The organism is Aeromicrobium phoceense (assembly GCF_013868155.1).
Lineage (GTDB): Bacteria > Actinomycetota > Actinomycetes > Propionibacteriales > Nocardioidaceae > Aeromicrobium > Aeromicrobium phoceense.
This window is the reverse complement of sequence record NZ_JACEOG010000001.1, coordinates 1,738,369-1,752,152: the sequence shown is the minus strand read 5'-3', so window position 1 is coordinate 1,752,152 and position 13,784 is coordinate 1,738,369. Positions and strand designations below refer to the sequence as shown.

Below are 13,784 nucleotides of genomic sequence, written 5' to 3'. Positions count from 1 at the left end.
AGGAGGTTCGCGATCCGCATGATGGGACCAGCGTATCACCGGCTGGCGGGGGCGATCCTCGCGATCGGTGGCTAGGGTCGGAGCATGCCCGACGACGCGCACGCCACGACCGGTTCGTACGTCAAGGCCGGAGCTGCCTTCGACCGCGACATGAACTACATCCCCGACCGCATCACGCGCACCGGCGGAGCGCCGCTGGACGACCGCGCCGGCGCCGGGAAGCCGCCGGTGGAGGACGCGCCGACGTGGCCCGTCGAGCCGGGCCGCTACCGCCTGGTCGCGGCCAAGGCGTGCCCGTGGGCGACGCGCGCGCTGATCGTGCGCGACCTGCTCGGCCTGCAGGACGTCCTCAGCGCCGGGCTGCCCGGGCCCACCCACGATTCCCGGAGCTGGACCTTCGACCTCGACCCCGGGGGCGTCGACCCGGTCCTGGGCATCGAGCGTCTCCAGCAGGCGTACTTCGCCCGCTACCCCGACTACCCACGCGGCATCACGGTGCCCGCGATCGTCGAGATCGCCTCGGGCCAGGTCGTCACGAACGACTTCCCGTGGATCACGCACGACCTGTTCTTCGAGTGGCGCGACCACCACTCCCCCGACGCGCCCGACCTGTGGCCCGCCGACGTCCGCGACGAGATGGAGGAGGTCATGCAGCGGGTGTTCACCGAGGTGAACAACGGCGTCTACCGCTGCGGCTTCGCCGGCTCGCAGGAGGCGTACGAGGCGGCCTACGACCGGCTGTGGGCCACGATGGACTGGCTGGAGGACCGCCTGAAGGACCGCCGCTACCTCATGGGCGAGTCGATCACCGAGGCCGACGTGCGCCTGTTCACGACGCTGGCGCGGTTCGACGCGGTCTACCACGGTCACTTCAAGTGCAACCGGAACCAGCTCACGGAGATGCCGAACCTGTGGCGGTACGCGCGCGACCTCTACGCGCACCCCGCGTTCGGCGGCAACACCGACTTCGAGCAGATCAAGCAGCACTACTACGTGGTGCAGACGGACATCAACCCCACGCAGATCGTGCCGAAGGGGCCGGACACCTCCGTCTGGGGCTGAGCCTCACCTGAGCAGCGAGCGCGGGGCGAGCCGGGCCCACCACCGGGCGCGCCGGCTGCTGGCCGCCCGGAGCGAGTCGACCACCCGCTGCGCCTCGTCCACACGCGACGCCCCGGGCGCGCTCGCGGCGTAGCGGTCGCGCTCCACCTGGTCCACCAGGTCGACGAGGTCGGTGCCGCCGACGCCGTACGTCTCGAGCCGCCCGGCGAACCCGCGGGGAGTCTCGGAGGGATCCAGTCCGATGCCGAGGTCGCGCGCGGTGTCGGAGACCTCGCTCCACAGCGGCTCGCTCGACGCCTGACCGGCACTCCAGCGACGCCGGCGACGGAGCTGGCGCACGACGCCGGGCACCGCGCCGAGCACCGCGACCGTGGCGATGGCGAGCAGGGCGGGCCGCCACGGGGTGCCGCTGCTCGTCTGCGCCTGCGCCGCGGTCTCGTCGTCCTGGGCGTTCAGCTCACGGTCCTCGCGCGACTGCTGCTCGGGCACCTCGGAGTCCTCGCCCGAGCCACCCGACGTGTCGATCTCCTCGGCGAACTCGGTCGGCTCGCCGATGCCGGGGGTGGCGTCGAACGCGATCCAGCCGATGTCACGGAAGTAGACCTCGGTCCAGGCGTGCAGGTCGTCGGAGTCGACGCCGAACGTGGCGCCGTCCACGGTGCGGCCGAGCAGGCTGTCACCGGGTGCATAGCCGACCGCGACGCGCGTGGGCACGTCGAGGACGCGCCCCATCACCGCGAGGGTCGAGGCGAAGTGCACGCAGTAGCCCGTCTGCTGCCGCAGGAACTCCGCCATCACGTCGAGGCCGTTGCCGTCGTAGCCGTCCTCCACGGGCGCCCGCACGGAGTACGAGAACTCGGTGCGGAGCCAGTCCTGCAGCTCGACCATCCGGTCGTAGTCGTTGTCGGCGTTGCCCGCCTTCTCGCGCGCGAGCCGCGTGACGATCTCGGGCACCTCCTGCGGCAGCGAGCGGTAGGAGTCGAGGGAGCGGCCCGCGTAGCCCGCGTCACGGATCTGGTCGGCGGTGGGGAGCCGTTCCAGGCTGGTGACGGTGTAGGTCTGGTCCTCGGTGGTCGTCCGGTTCTGGCCGCGCACGGTGCTGCCGTCGCGGAGCCACTGCCAGTCACCCTCGAGCCCACGGATCCGCGTGGCCGGGTACGGCACGGGCAGGAAGCTCGACTGCAGGCTCTCGATGCGGATGCTCGTCGTCTTCTCCTGCGTCTCGATCTCCTCGTCGAGGTCGTCGACGCCCTCCACGTCGAGGTCGCTCTGCACGGGACTCGGGCTCCAGGTGCGGCCGTTGAACTGCCGCAGCGTGGCGACCTTGAGGTACTCCCCCGTCGTGCCCTCGGTCGAGTACGACAGCACCCGCCGCGGCTGCTGCTGGCGCAGGTTGCGGCCCAGCTCGATCATCGGGTTGATGCCGGTGCCGAACACCTGGCTCTCGGCCACCCCGAAGTCGCTCGACGTGGGCTCGATGTCCGGGCCCATCACCGGGACCGCGAGCGCCACGGCCAGCGCCCCGGCGCCCGTGAGCGCGGCGGCACCGCTGGGGATGGCGCCCACGTGCGGGGACTCCGACCACCACAGCCACAGCCACGCGATCGCGGTGCCCGCGAAGATCCACCACGGCGGCATCTCCATCGCGATGACGCTGGGCACCACGAGCATCGTCGCCCAGAGCAGACCGAGCAGCGGCACCCGCCACACCTGCCGCGCCACCGCGTCGGCCAGCACGAAGATCACCAGGTAGGACACCGCCACGAGCAGGACCACCGGATCGGGCGGCACGATGGGCGCGACCTCCTCCACGATCACGGTGCGGGCCTCGCCCAGCAGGTCGAAGAGCTCGGCGAGCGACGACGGGGTCGGCAGCCCGAGGATCGTGGTGCCGGGCGCGAACGTCCAGACGAGCCCGACCACCGCCGCAAGTGCGCCGGCGGGGGTCGCCCAGGTCGGCGCCCACATCCGGACCGTCGCCGTCACGGCCGCGACGGGCACGAGCAGCGACAGCACGACGACGGCCCACCGAACACCCTCGAAGAGCGGCGCGAAGCCACCGAGCAGGATCACCGTGGCGGCCAGCACGACGAGCGTGTCGGTCAGCTCCTCCATGCGCTCGCGCCTCATGACGACGCCACCCCGGTGGCGGCCAGCCAGGCCTGCTCGAGCCCGTCGCCGGCGTCCCGCGCGACGACGTGCCACCCAGCGGCCGCGAGGACGTCGCGTCCACCCTCGGTGGTCCCGCGGGCGACGAACGCGATCGTGTCGCGCGACGGCACGGCGTCGAGGAGCCGGGCGGCGGACGTGGTGTCGAGCGATCCGGTCATCACGAATGTGGTCCGCTCGCGCGCCGGGATGACCAGCGGCGTCGAGTCGGGCTCGGCCAGCGCCAGCACGACGAGGGCGTCCTGCAGGCCGTGCCCGGACTCCAGCGACACGGCCTGTGCACCGGTCGCGAGGTCGACGTCGAAGCCGCGCGTGCCGTAGTGCGCGACGACCGAGGCGGCCGCCGAGATGCTCCACTCGAAGCCCGCCTGGTCGTGCACCCGCGGGTCGGCGTCGAGGACGACGAGCACGCTGGGGCGCAGCTCGGACTCCTCCTGCCGGACCATCGGCTCGCCGTGGTGCGCGGTCGCCTTCCAGTGCCAGCGCTTCAGCGCGTCGCCGGGCAGGTAGGGGCGCGCGATCACGTCGTCCTGGCCCAGTCCGGAGGTGGGGTGCAGCCGCGTGGCGCCGTCGGTGGCTCCTGCCGGGCCCACGCGGACGTCGAGCGGGCTGCGGCGGGGCAGGACGATGAAGCGGTCGCGGTCGCTGGTGCTCAGCGAGCGCTGCACGAGGCCGAACGCGTCGCCCACGATGACCGAGAAGGGACCGAGCTCGTGGCTGCCCCGACGGCGGCCCCGCACCTCGTACCCGACCGTGGCGTACGGGCCGTCGGTGACCGGGACCGTGCCCGTGGCCTCGCCCAGCACGGTGCTCGGGAGACGGTCGCGCCAGTGACCGGCGACGACCGGGACCCCGGACCGCACGCCGACCCGGATCTCGACCTCCACGACCTCGTCGGGCTCGACGATCGCCGGCACCACGGTGCGCGTGAGGTCGAGACGGGGACGGGCCAGGAGCGCCAGGACGACCGCCACGGCCACGAGTCCGGCACACAGGCCCGTGACGTACAGGAGGGCGGGGATGCCGGCGATGGCGGCCAGCAGGAGGCTCACCACCGCGGCCGCGATCAAAGCGACGGAGCGTCCGGTGAGCCACATGGTCAGACCGGGACCCGGCGCAGGACGTCGGCCACGATCTCGTCCGAGCTCCCACCGCCGCGGAGGGGGACGAGGCGGTGGCTGAGCACCACCGGGGCGAGCTCGACGACGTCGTCGGGCAGGACGAACTCGCGGTCGCGGACCGCGGCGAGGGCCTTGGCCGCACGGACGAGCTGGAGCGTGGCGCGCGGGCTCGCACCGAGCCGCAGGTCGCCGGACTCGCGCGTGGCGCGGGCGAGGGCGACGACGTAGCGCTCGACGGACTCGGCCACGTGGATGCTTCGTGCGTGGGTGACCATCTGCTGGAGGTCGTCGACGAGGATCACCGGCTCGAGCAGCGCGGCAGGATCTCTGACGTCACGGTCGCGCAGCATCGCCAGCTCGGCCTCGACGTCGGGGTAGCCCAGCGAGATGCGCGCCATGAACCGGTCGCGCTGGGCCTCCGGGAGGATGTACGTCCCCTCCATCTCGAAGGGGTTCTGGGTGGCCACGACCATGAACGGCGCGGGCAGCGGGTAGGTGGTGCCGTCGACCGAGACCTGCCGCTCCTCCATCGCCTCGAGCAGCGCGGACTGCGTCTTCGGCGAGGCGCGGTTGATCTCGTCGCCGAGCACGATGTTCGCGAACACCGCGCCGGGCTTGAACTCGAACTCCGACCTGGCCTGGTTGAACACCGAGACGCCGGTGACGTCGGACGGCAGCAGGTCGGGCGTGAACTGGATGCGGCGCACCGACCCGTCGACCGATCGCGCCAGCGCCCGGGCGAGCGCCGTCTTGCCGACGCCGGGGACGTCCTCGATCAGCAGGTGACCCTCCGCGAGCATCACCACGAGGGCGGTCTCGATCGCGTGCTCCTTGCCGTCGATCACCTTGGCGACGTTGTCGAGCACGGACTGAGCAGCCGCGGCGAAGTCCATGGCCCGATCCTAGGCATACCGAGCAATATCGGACACGCGAACGGAACGACCCGGCGATACCGTGACGCCATGCCCCGCCTCCTTGTCGTCCAGCACTGCCCCACCCCTCGCCTGGCCGAGCTCGGCGACGCCGTGCTCGCCGGCGCGCGCGATGACGCGATCGAGGGAGTCGAGGTCGTCGTGCGGGCGGCCCTGGACGCCACCGTCGAGGACGTGCTCTCCGCGGACGGCTTCGTCCTCGGCACCTCGGCCAACCTGGGCTACATCTCGGGCGCGCTCAAGCACTTCTTCGACACCGTCTACAACGACGTGCGTGAGCCCACCGCGAAGCGGCCCTTCTCGTACTGGATCCGTGGCGGCTACGACACGATCGGCGCCGAGCGCGCCATGGAGTCGATCACGACGGGCCTGCAGTGGTCACTCGCGGCGCCGCCCCTGGTCTTCACCGGCGACATCGAGCCGCACCTGGAGGAGGCCACCGAGCTCGGCGGCACGCTCGCGGCGCTGCTCATGTGACCGGTGGTTGAGTAGCAGGCGAGGAACGAGCCGCATATCGAAACCACCGGTCTCAGCGGCTCAGCCAGTCGCGCAGCCGCTCCAGCGGCCAGGTCGTGACGATGCGGTCGGGATCAAGTCCACGCGCCGCCGCGCGCTCGGCGCCGTGGTCGAGGAAGTCCAGCTGACCCGGCGCATGCGCGTCGGTGTCGATCGAGAACAGGCAGCCGAGCTCGTTGGCCAGGTCGATGAGCTCGTCGGGCGGGTCCTGCCGCTCGGTGCGCGAGTTGATCTCGACGGCGACGCCGTGGTCGGCGCACGCGCGGAAGACCTGCTCGGCGTCGAACTGCGACTGCTTGCGCGTGCCGCGGGAGCCCTCGACGAGACGACCCGTGCAGTGCCCCAGGACGTCGGTGTGGGGGTTCGACACGGCCGCCACCATCCGCCGGGTCATCGCACCGGAGTCCATCCGCAGCTTCGAGTGCACGCTCGCGACCACCACGTCGAGCCGTGCGAGGAGGTCGTCGTCCTGGTCGAGCGCGCCGTCGTCGAGGATGTCGACCTCGATGCCGGTCAGCAGGGTCACGCCGGGGTCGCTCACGTTCACGTCGGCGATGACCTCGAGCTGCACCTCCAGCCGCTCGCGGCTCAGCCCGTTCGCCACCGTGAGCCGCGGCGAGTGGTCGGTGATCGCCTGGTACTCCCGGCCACGCCAGGCGGCCGCGCGGGCCATCTCGTCGATCGGGCTGCCGCCGTCGGACCAGTCGGTGTGGCTGTGCAGGTCACCGCGCAGCAGCGCCCGCAGCTCGGCACCGCCCTCGGCGAGCGGCTCGGTGTTGCGCTCGCGGAGGTCGGCCAGGTACGTGGGGACCTCGCCTGCGAGAGACTGCTCCACGACCGTGATGGTGCGCGGGCCGAGGCCCTTCATCCGGGCGAGCGCGCCGGCGCCAGCGCGCTCGGCGACGTCCTCGGCGGTCAGGTCGGCCAGTGCTGCGGCGGCCTTCCTGAACGCCTCGACCCGGTAGCTGGACGCGCGCTCGCGCTCCAACCAGAACGCGGTCTCGCGCAGCGCCTCGACGGGGTCCACTCCCCCATCGTGCAAGAGATGGGCGCGGGTCACCAGACCAGGGAGGCGGCGATGACGAACATGACCAGGCCGATCAGCAGGTCGAGCACCTGCCACGCGCGCGGCCGGGCCAGCAACGGCGCCAGGCGCGTGGCCCCGAAGCCCAGCGCGGAGAACCACGCGACGCTGCCCACCGAGGCACCCGCCCCGAACCACCAGCGACCCACGGGACCGTGGGTCTGCGCGATCGAGCCGAGCAGCACCACGGTGTCGAGGTAGACGTGCGGGTTGAGCCAGGTGAGCGCCAGCGCCTGAAGCGCGATGGTGCGGACCGTGCCGGCCGCCCGTCCGGTGGCCTCAAGCTGCTCCGGCCGGAACGCGCGGCGGATCGAGCCGATGCCGTACCAGACCAGGAAGGCGACGCCGAGCCACGTGACGACGTCGATCACCCAGCCGGCACGGTCGACGATCGCGCCGATGCCGGCGACTCCCGCCAGGATCAGCACGAGGTCCGAGACCGCGCAGATCGCGACCACGATCGCCACGTGGGCGCGTCGGATCCCCTGCCGGAGGACGAAGGCGTTCTGCGCGCCGATCACGACGATGAGGGAGAGGCCGGTCACCATGCCGGTCAGGAAGGGGTTCACCACCCTTCGACCGTAGGTTCGCCGCTCGATGAAGTCCAACGAATGTTTCTGCACGACGTGAAGGAATGCTTAACTGGCGCGGTGGACCTCTCCCCCGCCCAGCTCGCCGCCCTGGTCGCGATCGCCGACACCGGCTCGTTCGAGGCCGCCGCCGCGCGGCTCCACGTGACGCCGAGCGCGGTCAGCCAGCGGATCCGTGCCCTCGAGAGCTCGGTCGGACGCGTGCTCGTGGGCCGCGGCACGCCCTGTGTGCCCACGGATGCCGGAGCGGACCTCGTCCGCCTCGGCCGCCAGCTCGAACTGGTCTTCGCCGAGGCGTGGCACGAGGGCCCCACCGACCTCGCGCTGGCCGTCAATGCCGACTCGCTCGCCACGTGGTTCCGGCCCGTGCTCGCGGAGGTGGCCACGTGGGAGGGGGTCGCTCTGCGCCTGCGCGTGGAGGACGAGGGCCACAGCCACGACCTCCTGCGCCGCGGCGAGGTGGTGGCCGCGGTGACCAGCGACCCGTCCCCGGTCCAGGGCTGCTCGGTCACCCCGCTCGGCGCGATGCGCTACCTCCCGGTCGCTCATCCGCGCCTGCTCGGGCCCGGCGGACGTCCCGACTGGTCGGCCATGCCGATGGTGGTGTTCAACGCCAAGGACCGCCTCCAGCACGAGCAGCTGCGCCGGCACACCGACACCGATCCGGCGGTCGTCCACGAGGTCCCCTCGTCCGACGACTTCCGCGCAGCCGTCGAGGCCGGGCTCGGCTGGGGCCTGCTGCCCGAGACGCAGGCCCGAGCCGCCCTCGACGACGCCCGGCTCGTCCGGCTCGGCCGCTCGGTGACCCGGGTGGCGCTCTACTGGCAGCGCTGGAAGCTGGACTCCCCGCTGCTCGACCGGCTCAGTGGGACGCTGCAGACACACGCTCCTCGGTGACGGCGAAGTCGGCGGCGGCCTCGGCCAGTGCAGCGAGGAAGTCCGTGGCGTCGGGCTCGGCCGCCACGCTTCGGCGCCACTTCCAGCGCGCCGTCGGGGTCTCGCCGACCGCCTACCGCGCGACCTTCCGCGTGGCGTGACGCCTCTGGAGGACCGCGTCTCGCCATGCGGGAATATCAGTCTGATTCAGCCGTAGTTCGAACGCACGTACTACACTTTCGTCATGTTCAGGGCCCGGACCGACGACGAGGCGTTCGCTGACGTTCGTCGCGAGCAGGCACGAGCCGAGTACGCCACGTGGAATCTCGTCCTGAACCACTTCGAGCGGGCGACGAAGCTGGTGGACGCCGCCGATCAGGCACCGGTGTCCAAGCAGCACGGCCGCAGCGCAGTGGTGCTCGACATGGCGCAGCAGCTTGCCATCTCGGAGCAGCGCACGTGGGGCATCCTCCACGAGGCGCGCACCCTCCGCGATCGCACGCCGCGCGTCTGGGCCACGTTCCGCGTCGGACGCATCGATGCTGCGAAGGCCGGCACGATCGCCGCCCTCGTCGAGAAGCTCCGCACGCCCGAGGCCGTCGCGGCGGTCGACCACGCGGCCGTCGAGTACGCAGAGTCCCACACGCTCGGCGAGCTGCGGTCGTGGCTCCGGCGCCTCCGTGCGCGGCTCGAGCCCGAGCAGGTGGAGACCGAGGCCGCTCGCGCCACCGAGGAGCGCCGCGTCAACGTCGTCCATCTCGACGACGGCACGTCATGGCTGAACGCGCTCCTGCCCACCGGAGTCGCCGTGGCGGTCGCCGACCGTCTGACGCGCGCCGCGCGGGCCCTCCCGGCCATCGACGGCGAGACGGGCGAGCGCGACCGTCGCACGCGCGACCAGAAGCAGGCCGACCTGCTCGCGCACTGGCTCACCTCCTGCACCGGCACCGAGACCGAGATCCACGCCGAGATCGCGATCAGCATCGCCGCCACCGACCTCATCGGGCTCACCGACGGACCTGGCCTCACGCTGGACGGCGAGCCGGTGAGCAGCGAGTGGGTCCGCGAGCTCGCCCAGTCCGAGCACACGGAGTTCCGGCGTCTCGTCCTCGATCCGGTCGGACGGGTGATGGACACGGCGGTCCTGGCGTACCGGCCACCGCAGTCATTGAGGGAGGCGTTGCGGTGGCGCGACGGCACCTGCCGGGTGGCCGGCTGCCGGACCCCGGCGCGCAGCACCGACCTCGACCACGAGCTCGCGTACGACCGCGGCGGCACCACGTCGGCGGACAACCTGCGCTGCCTGTGCCGACGGCACCACAACATGAAGTCCCACGGACACCTCGACGACCGGCACCTCGACCGGGCGATGGAGCACGTCGAGCGCTACCGCGTGGCCTAGAAGCCGAGCTTGCGCAGCTGGCGCGGGTCGCGCTGCCAGTCCTTGGCGACCTTCACGTGAAGGTCCAGGTGCACCGGCGTGCCCAGCAGGCGCTCGATCTGGCCGCGCGAGTCGATGCCGATCTGCTTGAGCCGCGAGCCCTTCTTGCCGATGATGATGCCCTTCTGGCTGTCGCGCTCCACGTAGACGTTGGCGCGCACGTCGAGCAGCGGCTTCTCGGCGGGCCGGTCCTCGCGGGGCACGACCTCCTCGACCACCACGGCCAGCGAGTGCGGCAGCTCGTCGTGCACGCCCTCGAGCGCGGCCTCGCGGATGATCTCCGCGATCAGCGTCTCCTCGGGCTCGTCGGTGAGCTGACCCTCGGGGTACAGCGGCGGTCCGGGCGGCAGAGTGTCGATGAGCAGCGAGGCCAGCAGGTCGACCTGCTCGCCCGCCACGGCCGAGACGGGCACGACCTCGCGCCACGTCAGCCCGGCCTCCTCGCCGGCGGCGGCGATGTCCATGAGGTGCTCGGCGAGGCGGGCCGGGGGCACGAGGTCGGGCTTGGTCGCGATCGCGAAGACCGGCTTGCGCCGCCGGGCGGCGATCTCCTTGATGAGGTACCGGTCGCCCGGGCCGATCTTCTCGTTCGCCGGCAGGCACATGCCCACCGTGTCGACCTCGGCCCACGTGGTGCGGACCAGGTCGTTGAGGCGCTGACCCAGCAGCGTGCGCGGCTTGTGCAGGCCCGGTGTGTCGACGAGGACGAGCTGGGCGTCGTCGCGGTGGACGAGGCCGCGAATGACGTGGCGGGTGGTCTGGGGGCGCGAGGAGGTGATCGCCACCTTGCCGCCCACGAGCGCGTTGGTCAGCGTGGACTTGCCGGCGTTGGGACGGCCGACGAAGCAGGCGAAGCCCGAGCGGAATCCCTCGGGGGCGCTCATGTGGACAGCACCGTGTCGACGGCACCGGCCGGGTCGGCGACCACCACGGTGACGCCCGCGCCACCGAACTCGATCACCGAGTCGAGGCCGACCGGGACGTCGCCCTCGGTGACCAGCGCGGCCGCCTCGAGGCCCTTGGCCCCGGACGAGACCGCCATCGCGACGGCGAGGTCGAGGGCCGAGACGCGCAGCGTGTCGAGGTGGACCGTGGCCGACGTGTACGTGCGCCCGTCGAGGTCGCGCACGGCAGCTCCCTGCGCCACGCCGAGACGGGCACGAGAGGTCCGGGCGAGCGTCACGAGCTTGGCGTCCTCGGGGGTCAGGTCCATGCGACGAATGTACCGGCCGGGCTCAGGCGTCGGCCGTGACGTCCAGCGGCTCGACCCGCGAGACGACGACGCGGCCGATGCGGTTGCGGCGGCCCTGCGGGGCCTGGGCCTCGAGGCGCAGGCCGTCGACCTCGACGACGGAGCCCGGGATGGGCACGGTGCCCAGGTGCTTGGCCATGAGGCCGCCCACGGAGTCGACGTCCTCGTCCTCCACGGGGATGCCGAAGAGCTCCTCGAGGTCGTCGACGTCGAAGCGTGCGCTGACCCGCCAGGCGCCGTCGGAGAGCTGCTCGCGCTCGTCGGGCTCGTCGTCGTACTCGTCGGTGATCTCGCCGACGATCTCCTCGAGGATGTCCTCGATCGTCACCATGCCGGCGGTGCCGCCGAACTCGTCGATGACGATCGCCACGTGCGTGCGCTGCGCCTGCATCTCGCGCAGCAGGTCGTCGGCGTGCTTCGTGTCGGGCACGTAGACGCAGGGGCGGCAGATCGACTCGACCTTCTCGGTGGTCTCGGCCGCGTGGTTGTCGAAGACACGCTTGGTGATGTCCTTGAGGTACGCCATGCCGATGACGTCGTCCAGGTTCTCGCCGATGACCGGGATGCGGGAGTAGCCGCTGCGCAGGCCCAGCGACATCGCCTGGCGCAGGGTCTTGTGCCGCTCGATGTAGACCAGGTCGGGGCGCGGCACCATGACCTCGCGCACGATCGTGTCGCCGAGCTCGAACACCGACTGGATCATCTTCGACTCGTCTGACTCGATGACCGAGCTGGCGGCGGCGAGGTCGACCAGCTCGCGCACCTCGACCTCGGACGCGAACGGTCCCTCGGCGAAGCCGCGGCCGGGGGTCAGGGCGTTGCCCAGGAAGATCAGCAGGCGCGGCACGGGGCCGAGGAGCACGGTCAGCCAGATCACGGGCGCGGCGGACGCGACGGCGATGCTCTCGGAGTGCTGGCGACCCAGGGTGCGCGGACCGACGCCGATCACGACGAACGACACGACCGACATGACACCGGCCGCGATGAGCACGTTCTGCCAGTAGCCGGCGACCTCGTCGGCCACGATCGCCGCGACCAGCACGATGCCGGTGGTCTCGGCGACGATGCGCAGCAGCAGGACGGAGTTCAGGTACGGCGCGGGGTCCTCGAGGATCCTCACGAGCCGCTTGGCGCCGCCGACGCCGGCCTCGGTCAGCTCGTCGGCGCGCGCCTTGGAGAAGGTGGAGATGGCGGCTTCCACGGCGACGAGCACACCCGCCAGCACGACCAGGAAGACCGCCAGGAGTATGGCTGGGCCACTCATGCGGGAATCACTGCTCCCGCAGGGCCGGGTCGGCCCACTCGAGCAGCAGCCGGCCCTGGATGCCGAACATCTCGGCGTGCTCCTCGGGCTCGGCGTGGTCGTAGCCCAGCAGGTGCAGGATGCCGTGGACGGTGAGCAGCGCCATCTCGTCGTCGCGCTCGTGGCCGGCGGCGGGAGCCTGCTGCTCGGCGACCTGCGGGCACAGGGCGATGTCGCCGAGGTAGCCCGCGTCGAGCTCCTCGTCCTCGCGGCCCGGAGTCAGCTCGTCCATCGGGAACGACAGCACGTCGGTGGGTCCCTGCTTGCCCATCCACTCGCGGTTCAGGACGGAGATGGTGTCGACGTCGACGAGCCGCAGCGTCATCTCGGTCTGGGGGTGCAGCCGCATCCGCCGCATCACGAAGCGGCACAGCGAGGTGAGCGAGGCGACGTCGACGTCGACCCCGGACTCATTGAGGACGTCGACGGTCATGCGCTCCCCCGGCGACCTCGGAGCGAGCGCGCCCGTTCGCCTCGTAGTCGTCGTACGCAGCCACGATGCGGCCCACCAGCTTGTGGCGGACGACGTCGTGGCTGGTCAGGCGGCTGAAGTGCACGTCGCGGACCTCGTCGAGGATCTGCTGCACGACCCGCAGGCCGCTGGTGGCGCCGCCGGGCAGGTCGACCTGGGTGACGTCGCCCGTGACCACCATCTTCGAGCCGAAGCCGAGACGGGTGAGGAACATCTTCATCTGCTCGGCGGTGGTGTTCTGCGCCTCGTCGAGGATGATGAACGCGTCGTTGAGCGTGCGGCCGCGCATGTACGCCAGCGGCGCCACCTCGATGACGCCCGACGTCAGCAGCTTCGGGATCGACTCGGGGTCGAGCATGTCGTGCAGCGCGTCGTACAGCGGGCGCAGGTACGGGTCGATCTTCTCGCTGAGGGTGCCCGGCAGGTAGCCGAGCCGCTCGCCGGCCTCGACGGCGGGGCGGGTCAGGATGATCCGCGTGACCTCCTTGGCCTGGAGGGCCTGGACGGCCTTGGCCATCGCGAGGTAGGTCTTGCCCGTGCCGGCGGGACCGATGCCGAACACGATCGTGTGCTCGTCGATCGCGTCGACGTACTTCTTCTGGTTGAGCGTCTTGGGCCGGATCGTGCGCCCGCGGCTGGACAGGATGTTGAGGCTCAGCACGTCGGCCGGGCGCTCCTGCGTCTCGGTGCGGAGCATGCCGATGCTGCGCTCCACGGTCTCGGCGCTGAGCGCCTGACCCGTGCGCAGGATCGTCACGAGCTCGTCGAGGAGTCGCTCGACCAGGGCGGCCTCGGAGGGCTCGCCCGTGATCGTGACCTCGTTCCCGCGCGCATGGATCTTCGCCTCGAAGGCGGACTCCATGAGGCGCAGGAACTCGTCGGCGGGCCCGAACAGGGAGACCAGGGGCACGGACGCGGGAATCGTCACCGTGTGTCGTGGCTGTGCAGTGTCGTCAGTCATACCCC

General features: G+C 71.6%; 15 protein-coding genes. 5 read left to right on the top strand and 10 right to left on the bottom strand.

Annotation, left to right across the window (positions count from 1 at the left end; translation table 11 throughout):
• Positions 1-84: 84 nt before the first annotated feature.
• Positions 85-1,062 carry a glutathione S-transferase C-terminal domain-containing protein gene (locus tag H1W00_RS08490; protein WP_181755308.1) on the top strand — a complete coding sequence of 326 codons (978 nt, stop codon included), beginning with the start codon at positions 85-87 and terminating at the stop codon, positions 1,060-1,062.
• A gap of 3 nt (positions 1,063-1,065) precedes the next feature.
• Here H1W00_RS08490 and H1W00_RS08485 read toward each other — a convergent pair whose 3' ends face one another.
• From H1W00_RS08485 to H1W00_RS08475, 3 genes are read right to left on the bottom strand one after another with little or no spacing between them, the layout of a single operon-like run.
• A complete protein-coding gene (locus H1W00_RS08485) occupies positions 1,066-3,192 on the bottom strand; it encodes a transglutaminase TgpA family protein (protein ID WP_181755307.1) in 2,127 nt (708 codons plus the stop codon).
• Positions 3,189-4,328: a DUF58 domain-containing protein gene (locus H1W00_RS08480; protein WP_181755306.1), complete on the bottom strand. Its 1,140-nt coding sequence runs from the start codon at positions 4,326-4,328 to the stop codon at positions 3,189-3,191. Before H1W00_RS08480 ends, H1W00_RS08485 begins: the two co-directional genes overlap by 4 nt.
• Positions 4,329-4,330: 2 nt before the next feature.
• Positions 4,331-5,245, bottom strand: a complete 915-nt coding sequence (locus tag H1W00_RS08475) for an AAA family ATPase (protein WP_181755305.1) — start codon at positions 5,243-5,245, stop codon at positions 4,331-4,333.
• 69 nt (positions 5,246-5,314) lie between these two features.
• On the opposite strand from H1W00_RS08475, the gene H1W00_RS08470 reads away from it, so the two are divergent.
• Positions 5,315-5,761: a flavodoxin family protein gene (locus H1W00_RS08470; protein ID WP_181755304.1), complete on the top strand. Its 447-nt coding sequence runs from the start codon at positions 5,315-5,317 to the stop codon at positions 5,759-5,761.
• Between the two features lie 52 nt (positions 5,762-5,813).
• Here H1W00_RS08470 and H1W00_RS08465 read toward each other — a convergent pair whose 3' ends face one another.
• Positions 5,814-6,827 (bottom strand): PHP domain-containing protein, encoded by a 1,014-nt coding sequence (locus H1W00_RS08465; protein WP_181755303.1) that lies wholly within the window; start codon positions 6,825-6,827, stop codon positions 5,814-5,816.
• 29 nt (positions 6,828-6,856) lie between these two features.
• The gene (locus H1W00_RS08460; RefSeq protein ID WP_338072858.1) at positions 6,857-7,456 is read right to left on the bottom strand and encodes a LysE/ArgO family amino acid transporter; all 600 of its coding nucleotides are present in this window, start codon (positions 7,454-7,456) and stop codon (positions 6,857-6,859) included.
• A gap of 39 nt (positions 7,457-7,495) precedes the next feature.
• Between H1W00_RS08460 and H1W00_RS08455 the strand changes: the two genes are divergently transcribed.
• From H1W00_RS08455 to H1W00_RS08445, 3 genes are all read left to right on the top strand, one after another.
• Positions 7,496-8,371, top strand: coding sequence for a LysR family transcriptional regulator ArgP (locus H1W00_RS08455; RefSeq protein WP_181755302.1), 876 nt, complete (start codon positions 7,496-7,498; stop codon positions 8,369-8,371).
• Entirely contained in the window at positions 8,368-8,511 is a 144-nt protein-coding gene (locus H1W00_RS08450) for a hypothetical protein (protein ID WP_181755301.1), read from the top strand. The genes H1W00_RS08455 and H1W00_RS08450 overlap by 4 nt, the downstream gene beginning before the upstream one ends.
• Before the next feature lie 83 nt (positions 8,512-8,594).
• On the top strand, positions 8,595-9,752 hold the full coding sequence (locus tag H1W00_RS08445; protein ID WP_181755300.1) for an HNH endonuclease signature motif containing protein: 1,158 nt from the start codon (positions 8,595-8,597) through the stop codon (positions 9,750-9,752).
• Here H1W00_RS08445 and era read toward each other — a convergent pair.
• The 5 genes from era to H1W00_RS08420 are packed head-to-tail and all read right to left on the bottom strand — an operon-like array spanning position 9,749 to position 13,779.
• Entirely contained in the window at positions 9,749-10,675 is a 927-nt protein-coding gene (era, locus tag H1W00_RS08440) for a GTPase Era (RefSeq protein ID WP_181755299.1), read from the bottom strand. The two genes, H1W00_RS08445 and era, sit on opposite strands and share 4 nt — an antisense overlap.
• Positions 10,672-11,004, bottom strand: coding sequence for a cytidine/deoxycytidylate deaminase family protein (locus H1W00_RS08435; RefSeq protein WP_078698607.1), 333 nt, complete (start codon positions 11,002-11,004; stop codon positions 10,672-10,674). Before H1W00_RS08435 ends, era begins: the two co-directional genes overlap by 4 nt.
• A 22-nt stretch (positions 11,005-11,026) precedes the next feature.
• Positions 11,027-12,307, bottom strand: coding sequence for a hemolysin family protein (locus tag H1W00_RS08430; RefSeq protein WP_181755298.1), 1,281 nt, complete (start codon positions 12,305-12,307; stop codon positions 11,027-11,029).
• A gap of 7 nt (positions 12,308-12,314) precedes the next feature.
• Positions 12,315-12,779 carry an rRNA maturation RNase YbeY gene (ybeY, locus tag H1W00_RS08425; RefSeq protein ID WP_181755297.1) on the bottom strand — a complete coding sequence of 155 codons (465 nt, stop codon included), beginning with the start codon at positions 12,777-12,779 and terminating at the stop codon, positions 12,315-12,317.
• Complete coding sequence (locus H1W00_RS08420) at positions 12,757-13,779, bottom strand: PhoH family protein (protein ID WP_181755296.1); 1,023 nt, start codon at positions 13,777-13,779, stop codon at positions 12,757-12,759. The genes ybeY and H1W00_RS08420 overlap by 23 nt, the downstream gene beginning before the upstream one ends.
• Positions 13,780-13,784: the final 5 nt, after the last annotated feature.

Excerpts from the sequence above, each read along its gene's own strand:
- H1W00_RS08445 (WP_181755300.1), top strand. The coding sequence starts at position 8,595 with ATGTTCAGGGCCCGGACCGACGACGAGGCGTTCGCTGACGTTCGTCGC.
- H1W00_RS08470 (WP_181755304.1), top strand. The coding sequence starts at position 5,315 with ATGCCCCGCCTCCTTGTCGTCCAGCACTGCCCCACCCCTCGCCTGGCC.
- H1W00_RS08480 (WP_181755306.1), bottom strand. The coding sequence starts at position 4,328 with ATGTGGCTCACCGGACGCTCCGTCGCTTTGATCGCGGCCGCGGTGGTG.
- ybeY (WP_181755297.1), bottom strand. The coding sequence starts at position 12,779 with ATGACCGTCGACGTCCTCAATGAGTCCGGGGTCGACGTCGACGTCGCC.
- H1W00_RS08490 (WP_181755308.1), top strand. The coding sequence starts at position 85 with ATGCCCGACGACGCGCACGCCACGACCGGTTCGTACGTCAAGGCCGGA.
- H1W00_RS08420 (WP_181755296.1), bottom strand. The coding sequence starts at position 13,779 with ATGACTGACGACACTGCACAGCCACGACACACGGTGACGATTCCCGCG.
- H1W00_RS08455 (WP_181755302.1), top strand. The coding sequence starts at position 7,496 with ATGTTTCTGCACGACGTGAAGGAATGCTTAACTGGCGCGGTGGACCTC.
- era (WP_181755299.1), bottom strand. The coding sequence starts at position 10,675 with ATGAGCGCCCCCGAGGGATTCCGCTCGGGCTTCGCCTGCTTCGTCGGC.
- H1W00_RS08430 (WP_181755298.1), bottom strand. The coding sequence starts at position 12,307 with ATGAGTGGCCCAGCCATACTCCTGGCGGTCTTCCTGGTCGTGCTGGCG.
- H1W00_RS08485 (WP_181755307.1), bottom strand. The coding sequence starts at position 3,192 with ATGAGGCGCGAGCGCATGGAGGAGCTGACCGACACGCTCGTCGTGCTG.
- H1W00_RS08475 (WP_181755305.1), bottom strand. The coding sequence starts at position 5,245 with ATGGACTTCGCCGCGGCTGCTCAGTCCGTGCTCGACAACGTCGCCAAG.
- H1W00_RS08435 (WP_078698607.1), bottom strand. The coding sequence starts at position 11,004 with ATGGACCTGACCCCCGAGGACGCCAAGCTCGTGACGCTCGCCCGGACC.